Here is an 8,739-nt window from a genome sequence, read left to right as displayed (position 1 = left end):
CGCCACCCCCAATGTGGCGAGCGCCGCGGACTGCGCACCCGCCCAGGTGGTGGCCAACGGCGGTTTCGAGTCCGGTGGTTCGTCCTGGTCGGCGCCGAGCGGCGCGATCACCGCCGACACCGGCCAGAGCGCCCACTCCGGCAGCTCCTACGCCTGGCTCGACGGCTACGGCTCCAGCCACACCGACACGCTCTCGCAGTCCGTCACCCTCCCCGCCGGGTGCGGCACCGCGACGCTCGGGTTCTGGCTGCACGTCGACACCGCCGAGACGACCGGCAGCACCGCGTACGACAAGCTGACCGTCAAGCTCGGCTCCACCACCCTGGCCACCTACTCCAACCTGGACGCGAAGGCCGGGTACGTGCACAGGACGCTCGACGTCTCCGCCTTCGCCGGCCAGTCCGTGACGCTCGCCTTCACCGGCGTCGAGGACGCCAGCCTGCAGACCAGCTTCGTGCTGGACGACGTCACCCTGGACGTCTCCGGCGGAGGCACGTCGCCCCAGCCCGGCGACCCGACCCGCACCCCGGTCGCGCCGACGTACACCGTCGGCCTCACCAGCGACTCCTCCGGCGGCAGTTGGACCGGGCACGAGAGCGTGACGTTCACCAACGCCTCGCCCGACCCGCTGAACGAGGTGTACCTGCGGCTGTGGGACAACGCCCACGGCAGCTGCCCCAGCACCCCGATCACGGTGACCAACGTGACCGGCGGCACGCCCTCACCGCTCACGGTGAACTGCACCGCGCTCAAGATCACCCTGCCGGCCCCGCTCGCCCAGGGCCAGAGCGGCACCGTCGCCTTCGACCTCGGCATCACCGTGCCGAGCGGCGCGGACCGCTTCGGCCACGACGGCGCGTACAACTTCCTCGGCAACGCCCTGCCCGTCCTCGCGATACGGGACGCGGCCGGCTGGCACCTCGACCCGTACACCAACAACGGCGAGTCCTTCTACTCGGTGGCCGCGGACTTCGCCGTCACCCTGGACCACCCGAGCGGTCTGCTGGTGCCCGCGACCGGCACCTCGGTGGACACCCCCGGCACGGCCGGACGGACCGTCACCAAGGCGACCGCGAGCAAGGTGCGCGACTTCGCCTGGGGCGCCGGGCCGTTCACGAGGATCTCCGGCACCTCCGCCGCCGGGGTGAAGGTCAACGTCTACTCGGTGGCGGGCATCAGCGCGGCCGACTCCCAGTCGATGCTCTCCACCGCGACCTCGGCGGTCGACGCCCACGCCCAGCGCTTCGGCGCCTACCCGTACGGCGAGTTGGACGCGGTGCTCGACAACAACTTCTGGTTCGGCGGCATGGAGTACCCGGGCTTCGTCCTCGACCTGGTCAGCACCACGGCGCTCACCCACGAGATCGGCCACCAGTGGTGGTACGGCATCGTCGGCGACGACGAGTACAACGGCCCCTGGCTGGACGAGGCCTTCACCGACTACGCCACCGACCTCGCCCTCGGCAAGACCGGCAACGGCTGCTGGAACAGCGTCTCCTGGGCCTCGTCGGCGGAGCGGATCACCAACTCGATGGCGTACTGGGACGCCAACTCCTCGCGCTACTCGACGGTCGTCTACGGCTACGGCAAGTGCGCCCTGCACGACCTGCGCCGGACGATCGGCGACAGCGCGATGACCACGCTGCTGCGGAACTACGCGCAGGCGCACTGGTACGGCGTCTCCACCACCGCGGAGTTCAAGGCCGCGGCCCAGGCCGCCACCACGGTGGACCTGGGCTCCTTCTGGAGCCAGCACCGCATCGACGGCTGAGCCCGGACATCCGTACCTCCCGGACGTCGCCCCCGGCCCAGGCCGGGGGCGACGCCCTTTCCGCAGGGTCAGCCCAGGGCGAGGGCGCGGAGGCGGTCGGCCGCGCCGTTGAAGTAGTTCTGGTCACCGGGGAAGGTGCCGGAGTCGGCGAACTGCCAGAAGGTCTGGTAGCCCCAGCCGTTCGGCAGGGTGCCGACGGAGGAGGCGTAGCGGGCTATCCAGAGCGGATTGGTGGTGCCGAAGCCGCCGTTGTCGCCGGTGCACTGGCTCCACCAGTTGGTGGTGGTGTAGATGGTGGGGTAGCGGCCGGTGCGGGAGTGCACGGTGTTGCTGAAGTCGCGGATCCAGCCGACCATGGCGCTCTGGCTGAGGCCGTAGCAGGTGGCGCCGTAGGGGTTGTACTCGATGTCCAGTGCGGGCGGCAGGGTCTTGCCGTCGCCGGACCAGCCGCCGCCGTGGCTGACGAAGTAGTTGGCCTGGGTGGCGCCGGAGGAGGCGTTCGGCAGCGCGAAGTGGTAGGCGCCGCGGACCAGGCCGGCGTTGTACGAGCCGTTGTACTGCTGGGCGAAGGACGGGTTGGTGTAGCCGGTGCCCTCGGTCGCCTTGACGTAGGCGAACTTGGCGCCGTTGGCCGCCACCGAGGACCAGTTGACGTTGCCCTGGTAGCCGGAGACGTCCAGCCCCGGGGTCTGGGTGGCGGCGAGGGAGGCGAACGGGGCGGCGGTGCTTCGCCCCTCGCGGGCGGCGACGGTGGAGCCGGCGAAGTCCTGCTCGGGGTGGAAGCCGGGACGGCCCTCGGCGACGGGGGCGACCGGGGCGGGGTCGGCCGCGTACGCGGGGGCGGCGGCGCCGGCGACCAGCGCGGTCGCGGCGGCGAGGGCGGCCAGTGCGGGCAGGCGGCGGCGGGCCGGTCTGGCGGTCGCGGCGGTGGCCGTGGGGCGGGCGGAGCGGGAAGAGCGGGGCATGAGCACTCCTCTGGTCCGAGCGTGGGGAAGGTCGAAATGACCCGGTTCGGCCGGGGTCTGACCGGCCGTACCGCAGAGTAGCCATGTACCTGGCACCGCCACCAGGCATCTTTTTTCACATGGTGAACGCACGTCACCTCGGTCGGAACGCCATGACCGGCAACCGGCGTTGCCGGTTCTGCCGGTGCGGTCGGCCCCGGGGAGGGATCGGCGGCGGGGGCGACGGAGGGGCCGGGAGAGGGGTTGGGGGAGGGGCGGGCAGCGGAGGCGGCGCCGGGTGCGGCGGGGGCGCTGTGGCACGATGCCCGCGGGCCGGCCACCACGGGCGGCCCCCTGCACGTGAGGAGAGACCACCCATGATCGAGACCGCCACCGACTCCGCCCGGCCCGCCGGGGAGCCCGTGTTCCGGCCCGCCACGCCCGCCGACGTCCCGGCGCTGGTCGCGCTGGTCGAGTCCGCCTACCGGGGCGACTCCAGCCGGGCCGGGTGGACCACGGAGGCGGACCTGCTGGGCGGCCGGCGCACCAACCCGGAGGCCGTCGCCGAGGCCGTGGGCCACCCCGACGGCGTGGTGCTGCTCGCCGAGCGGGACGGCGAGCTGGTCGCCTGCTGCCAGCTGGAGCGGCGCGGCGGGCTGGCCTACTTCGGCATGTTCTCGGTGCGTCCGGGCCTGCAGGGCGGCGGCATCGGCCGGGCCGTGCTGGCCGAGGCGGAGCGGGTGGCGGGCGAGGAGTGGGGCGTCGGCGCGATGGAGATGACGGTGATCGAGCAGCGCGCCGAGCTGATCGCCTGGTACGAGCGGCGCGGCTTCCGGCGCACCGGCGAGTTCAGCCCGTTCCCGTACGGCGACGAGCGCTTCGGCATCCCGCGGCGGCCGGACCTCCGGTTCGCGCACCTCGTCAAGGAGTTGAAGGCGGAGTCTGCGGGGAATTGACGTCCGTGTACGGAAGTTGACGGCTGTGCGGGAGCCGAGGCCGGGTCGTCCGGGCGGTCGTACCAGTAGTCGTACCGGTGGTTGACGGCCTCGGAAACGGCCCGCCCTCGGGGTTCGGTTCAGTTCCGCTGGACCGGGTTTCCGCAGGTGATCCGCCGTCAACTCGCTGAGCTGGGGCGATGCGGAGATGTCATACCTCGTTCATTATTGGTCTAGGCCAATGTGAGAGGCTGAGTGCGAACGGCCACGTTCCGTCCGCTGCCCAGGGGGGCCATTTCCGCATGCCCGTTCTCCATGGCACCGCCATGCCCGCACCCGACACCGGTCCGCGCCGGACACCCGCGGACCCCGACGACCACCGGCTGCCCAGCCCGCCCGACGACGAGGAGCTCTACTGGTACTTCGGCCCGCAGCGCCGCTGGGTGCTGCTCTGCGCCACCCTCTCCTACGCGGGAGCCACCGCCACGCTCGGCCTGTTCGCCCTCAGCAAGCCGCTGCTCTGGCCCTTCCTGGTGCTCACCGTGCTCAACGCGGCCACCTGGCTGCTCTCGCTCACCGACGGCCAGCGCGCCCGGCGCTTCACCCGCGACTCGCACGACCTGCTGCTGCGCGCCTGGAGCCCCGCCCGCGCCCCGAGCGTGGACCTGCTGCTGCCGACCGCCGGCGAACCGCTGGCCGTCCTGGACAACGCCTACCGGTACACCGCGGCCGTCCAGTGGCCCGGTGAGCTGACCGTCCTGGTCCTCGACGACGCCGGCCGCCCCGAGGTGCGCGAACTCGCCGAGTCCTACGGCTTCCGCTACCACGCCCGCCCCGACCGGGGCCGGTTCAAGAAGGCCGGCAACCTCAACCACGGCCTGGCCGAGGGCACCGGCGAGATCGTCGCCGTCCTGGACGCCGACTTCTGCCCCCGCCCCGACTTCCTGCACCACCTGGTGCCCTACCTCGACAACCCCGGGGTCGGCATCGTGCAGAGCCCGCAGTGCTTCGACACGGACGCCGACATGTCCTGGCTCGAACGCGCCGCGGGAGCCACCCAGGAGATCTTCTACCGCTGGATCCAGCCCTCCCGGGACGCGCAGGACGGCACCGTCTGCTGCGGCACCAACGCCCTGTACCGCCGCGCCGCGCTGCAGCGGATCGGCGGCTTCGCCGAGATCGACCACAGCGAGGACCTCTACACCGGCCTGGCCCTCGCCCGCGCCGGATGGTCCACCCGCTACGTCCCCGCGCTGGTCGCCAAGGGCATGTCGCCCACCGGCCTGCCCGCCTTCATCAGCCAGCAGTACCGCTGGTGCCTCGGCTCCCTGGCGCTCGTCCGCGACCCGGACTTCCGCCGCGGCCCGCTGCCGAAGTCCGCCCGGCTCTGCTTCTGGAACGGCATCCTCGGCTACGTCACCAGCGCGGTGAACGTCTTCGCCGTACCGCTGCCCGCCCTGATCATGCTGTTCTTCCGGCCCGAGGAGATCCAGCCCTGGCAGGTGCTGCCGTTCCTGCCGCCGATCTGGGTCGCCCTGGTGCTGCTGCCCGCGATGTCCCGCACCCGCTGGCGCTTCGAGGTCACCCGGGTCCAACTCCTCGGCGGGCTCTGCCACGTGGTCGCCATCGCGCACGCGCTGCGCCGCCGCTCCGCCGACTGGGTGCCCACCGGCGCCGTCTCCGGCGGCAGCACGCTCGCCCGCGCCGTCGCCCGGATCGGGGTCGCCTGGCTCGGGCTCGTCGTCCTCGCGGGCGCCGCCGGGCTGGTCCGGGCCGCGCTGCTGTACGGCTGGCGGCCGTACTGGGCGCTCGCCGGACTGCTCGCGCTCACCACCTACACCATGGTCCCGCTGATCCGGGAGCTGTGGCCGCTGCTGAACGGGACCAACGGGGGCAAGGGCGCCGCCGTCGGTGAGGTCGCCGCGCCCGCACCGGGCCGCTCCGACCTCGGGTTCGGACGGGCCGAGGCCGTCGCCGTCACCGCCGCGCTGCTGCTGTGCGGGCTGCTGGCCTCCGGCTGGGCCGACCCGCTGATCTTCTGACAGACCGTCATTTCCACTGCAACACCTGCCTGTTGCGTTTCCTTGCGCGTCGCCCCACCGGCGCGGACACCGCCCGGCCGCCCCATCGGCCCGGCGGGCCCGACAAACCGCTGCCAGCCCTGCAAGGAGCACCGCCGTGTCAACGGCCGTACCACCACCGTCGTCGTCCTCCTCTTCCGCTGATGTCCAGCCCTCCGTTCCGACCTCCGCCGCGTCCGGCCCAGGCGTCGACCTGCTGCCCGGCGTCGTCCGGGTCGACCGGGAACTCGCCGCCCCGCAGCGCGCCACCGTCGCCGAGAGCGGGCAGGCCCGCCGGCGCACCGCCTTCCGCCCCGACATCGAGGGGCTGCGCGGCGTCGCCGTGCTCTCCGTCCTCGCCTTCCACTCCGCCGTCCCCGGCCTGACCGGCGGCTTCGTCGGCGTCGACGTCTTCTTCGTCATCTCCGGCTTCCTGATCACCGGCCTGCTCGTCGGCCGCCCGCTCGGCCTGTGGGACTTCGCCGCCCGCCGCGCCCGGCGGATCCTGCCCGCCGCCGCCACCGTGCTGGTCGCCACCGCCGTCGCCGGCGGCGCCCTGCTCGACCCGCTGCGCGGCACCGACCTCGCCCGCGACCTGATCGCCTCCGCCGGACAGTTCGCCAACTGGCGCTTCGTCGGCCAGCAGACCGACTACCTGGCCGCCGAACACGACCCCAGCCCGCTGCAGCACTTCTGGTCGCTGGGCGTGGAGAACCAGTTCTACCTGCTCTGGGGCGTGCTGCTGCTCGGCCTCGCCCGCTACCTGCACGGGCGCCGCCGCACCCTCGCGATCACCCTCGCCACGGTGGCCGTCGGCGGCGTCTCCCTGGCGCTCTGCCTGCGCTGGACGGCCACCTCCGCGCCGCTCGCCTACTTCTCCACCGGCAGCCGGCTCTGGGAGTTCGCGGCCGGCGCCTGCGCGGCGCTGGCCGGCCCGGCCCTGCTCTCCCGCGCCGAGCGGCGCCCGGTGGTGTGGTCGCTGCGGGTGGTCGGCTGGCTCGGCCTCGCGGCCGTGCTCGCACCGGTGGTCCTGTACGACCGCGACACCCCCTTCCCCGGCACCGCCGCGCTGCTGCCCGTCCTCGGCACCGCCGCCGTCCTGCTCGCCGGACACGCCGCCGGGCACGACGGCCCCGGCGCCGCCGACGCCGGACGGCTGCTCGCCACCCGCCCGCTGCGCGCCGCCGGACGGCTCTCGTACGCCTGGTACCTGTGGCACTGGCCGGTGCTGACCATCGCCCAGGCCCGGTACGGCGCCCTGCCCTGGACCACCCTGCTCGCGCTCACCGCCGCCAGCGCGCTGCCCGCCTGGCTCACCCTGCGGCTGGTCGAACAGCCGCTGCGGTACGGCAGCAGCCCGGCACCCCGGCGCGGGCTCGCCGTCGGCGCCAGCGCCCTGGTCATCCCGCTGATCGCCGCGCTCACCCTCGGTGGCGGCACCGTACGGGCCCTCGGCGACCCCTCCTCCGGGCCCGTCGCGGCGCCCGCCGGAGCCGCCGACGGCCCGGGCCTGCTCGCCCCCGGCACCCGGGTGCTCACCCTGACGCCCTCGCTGGCCCGGGCCCGGGAGGACTTCCCGCCCGGCAAGGGCTGCGAGATCCCGCTCAACGCCGACAGCAGCCCGCGCTGCCTCTTCGGCGCCGAGGACAGCCCCGACCGGATCGTGCTGCTCGGCGATTCGCACGCCGGGCAGTGGATCTCCGCCGGCCTCGCCCTCGCCGAGCAGCGGCACTGGGCCCTGGAGGTGCTGGTCAAGCCCGGCTGCCCGCTGGCCACCCTCACCGTGCGCAACAACGTGCTCGGCCGGACCTTCGAGGAGTGCGACCGCTGGCGCGAGAACACCCTCACCCGGCTGGCCTCCGGGCCCAAGCCGCGGCTGGTCCTGATGGCGGGCCTCAACCGCTACGGCAGCCCGGAGGAGCGCACCGAGGGCTGGACCCGCACCCTGGACCGGCTCACCGCGCTCGGCGCCCCGCTCGCCTACCTCGGCGACACCCCGATGCCCGGCAAGGACATCCCGACCTGCCTGGCCGCCTCCGACGGGCGCTCCGACGCCTGCTTCTTCCCGCGCGACACCGCCTTCGAGCCCGACCCCGTACTGGACGGCGGGCTCGCCGCCCGGTACGGGGTACGGACCCTCGACCTCGGCCCGCTGCTCTGCCCCGGCGCCGGGCCCTCCTGCCCGGCCGTGCTGGAGGGCGTGGTGCTGTACCGGGACACCGGTCACATCACCGACACCCTGGCGCGGGTGCTGGCGCCGCGGCTGGACAGGGGGCTGCTGGGCGCCCCGGGGGCGTCCGCGGCTCCCGGGCTGACGTCGGACCGGCCAGTGCAGCCGATGCAGCCGGTGCTGCCGGGCCAGCCGGTTCAGCCGTAGAGGCTGTGGCAGACCCGGGCCTGGTCCGAGCCGGGCGGCCAGTGGCCCGCCCGCTCGGCCTGGTCGCAGATGGTGTTCTGGCCGCCGCCCGCCCCGGTGCTCGCCGGGGCGGGCGCGCCCGACGGGCCACGGGCCGGCGTGCTGGTGTGCGGGCTGTGCCCCGGCTTGGGGCGCGCACTCGCCGAGGCGTGCTGGGCGTCGGGCGTCGCGCTGCCCCCGGCACCGGACGCGGCAGGCGCCGTGCCCGGCCCGGTCACCGGGACCGCCGCGCCCGGGGTGGGCGGCGGCAGCGGGGACGGCGCCGGCGTGACCGGCGACGGGGAGACCGGCAGCAGCCGCGCCGCCGTCGAGTCCGAGGCGGTCGGCGAGGCGTCCGGCAGCGCCGCCACGCTGAGCTCGTCACCCGACCCCGGCCCGCACATCGCCAGGACGGACGCCAGCACGGCACCAGTGCCGACCATCGCGGCCGTCCAGGCCTTGCGCGACAGGCGCCTCGGCGGTGTGGCGGTGGACCACGGCGGTAGCGGATCTGTCGGAACCGGCGGCGGCTGCCAAGCGTTCTGCGGCCACTGCCACTGCCCTCCGGTGGGCTGCCCAGTCATGTGCTCGTCCTTCCAGCGGCCCCCCTAGAACCTTGCTGTGCTCAACGAGC

6 protein-coding genes are annotated in these 8,739 nt (G+C 74.2%); 4 read left to right on the top strand and 2 right to left on the bottom strand.

What is annotated here, in order from left to right; translation table 11 throughout:
• Window positions 1–1,771 (top strand): M1 family aminopeptidase (locus tag ACFU7Z_RS06965; RefSeq protein ID WP_380776731.1); only part of this gene is annotated, 1,771 nt, incomplete at its 5' end.
• A 68-nt stretch (window positions 1,772–1,839) separates the two neighbouring features.
• Here the strand turns inward: ACFU7Z_RS06965 and ACFU7Z_RS06960 are convergent.
• Window positions 1,840–2,736, bottom strand: coding sequence for a lysozyme (locus ACFU7Z_RS06960; RefSeq protein WP_380776729.1), 897 nt, complete (start codon window positions 2,734–2,736; stop codon window positions 1,840–1,842).
• A gap of 356 nt (window positions 2,737–3,092) precedes the next feature.
• On the opposite strand from ACFU7Z_RS06960, the gene ACFU7Z_RS06955 reads away from it, so the two are divergent.
• From ACFU7Z_RS06955 to ACFU7Z_RS06945, 3 genes are all read left to right on the top strand, one after another.
• Window positions 3,093–3,671 (top strand): GNAT family N-acetyltransferase, encoded by a 579-nt coding sequence (locus tag ACFU7Z_RS06955; RefSeq protein WP_049657166.1) that lies wholly within the window; start codon window positions 3,093–3,095, stop codon window positions 3,669–3,671.
• Between the two features lie 281 nt (window positions 3,672–3,952).
• On the top strand, window positions 3,953–5,692 hold the full coding sequence (locus ACFU7Z_RS06950; RefSeq protein WP_380776727.1) for a glycosyltransferase family 2 protein: 1,740 nt from the start codon (window positions 3,953–3,955) through the stop codon (window positions 5,690–5,692).
• 136 nt (window positions 5,693–5,828) lie between these two features.
• A complete protein-coding gene (locus ACFU7Z_RS06945; RefSeq protein WP_380776725.1) occupies window positions 5,829–8,087 on the top strand; it encodes an acyltransferase family protein in 2,259 nt (752 codons plus the stop codon).
• Here the strand turns inward: ACFU7Z_RS06945 and ACFU7Z_RS06940 are convergent.
• Window positions 8,078–8,689: a hypothetical protein gene (locus tag ACFU7Z_RS06940; RefSeq protein ID WP_380776723.1), complete on the bottom strand. Its 612-nt coding sequence runs from the start codon at window positions 8,687–8,689 to the stop codon at window positions 8,078–8,080. The genes ACFU7Z_RS06945 and ACFU7Z_RS06940 overlap by 10 nt on opposite strands.
• Window positions 8,690–8,739: the final 50 nt, after the last annotated feature.

The sequence above is a fragment of the Kitasatospora sp. NPDC057518 genome (genome assembly GCF_042802075.1).
GTDB lineage: Bacteria > Actinomycetota > Actinomycetes > Streptomycetales > Streptomycetaceae > Kitasatospora.
The sequence above is the reverse complement of the archived record's forward strand: the minus strand, read 5'-3'. Positions and strand labels throughout refer to the sequence as shown.

What these genes read in the sequence shown, in the direction of transcription:
- ACFU7Z_RS06955 (WP_049657166.1), top strand. Translation starts at nt 3,093, where the DNA reads ATGATCGAGACCGCCACCGACTCCGCCCGGCCCGCCGGGGAGCCCGTG.
- ACFU7Z_RS06960 (WP_380776729.1), bottom strand. Translation starts at nt 2,736, where the DNA reads ATGCCCCGCTCTTCCCGCTCCGCCCGCCCCACGGCCACCGCCGCGACC.
- ACFU7Z_RS06940 (WP_380776723.1), bottom strand. Translation starts at nt 8,689, where the DNA reads ATGACTGGGCAGCCCACCGGAGGGCAGTGGCAGTGGCCGCAGAACGCT.
- ACFU7Z_RS06950 (WP_380776727.1), top strand. Translation starts at nt 3,953, where the DNA reads ATGCCCGTTCTCCATGGCACCGCCATGCCCGCACCCGACACCGGTCCG.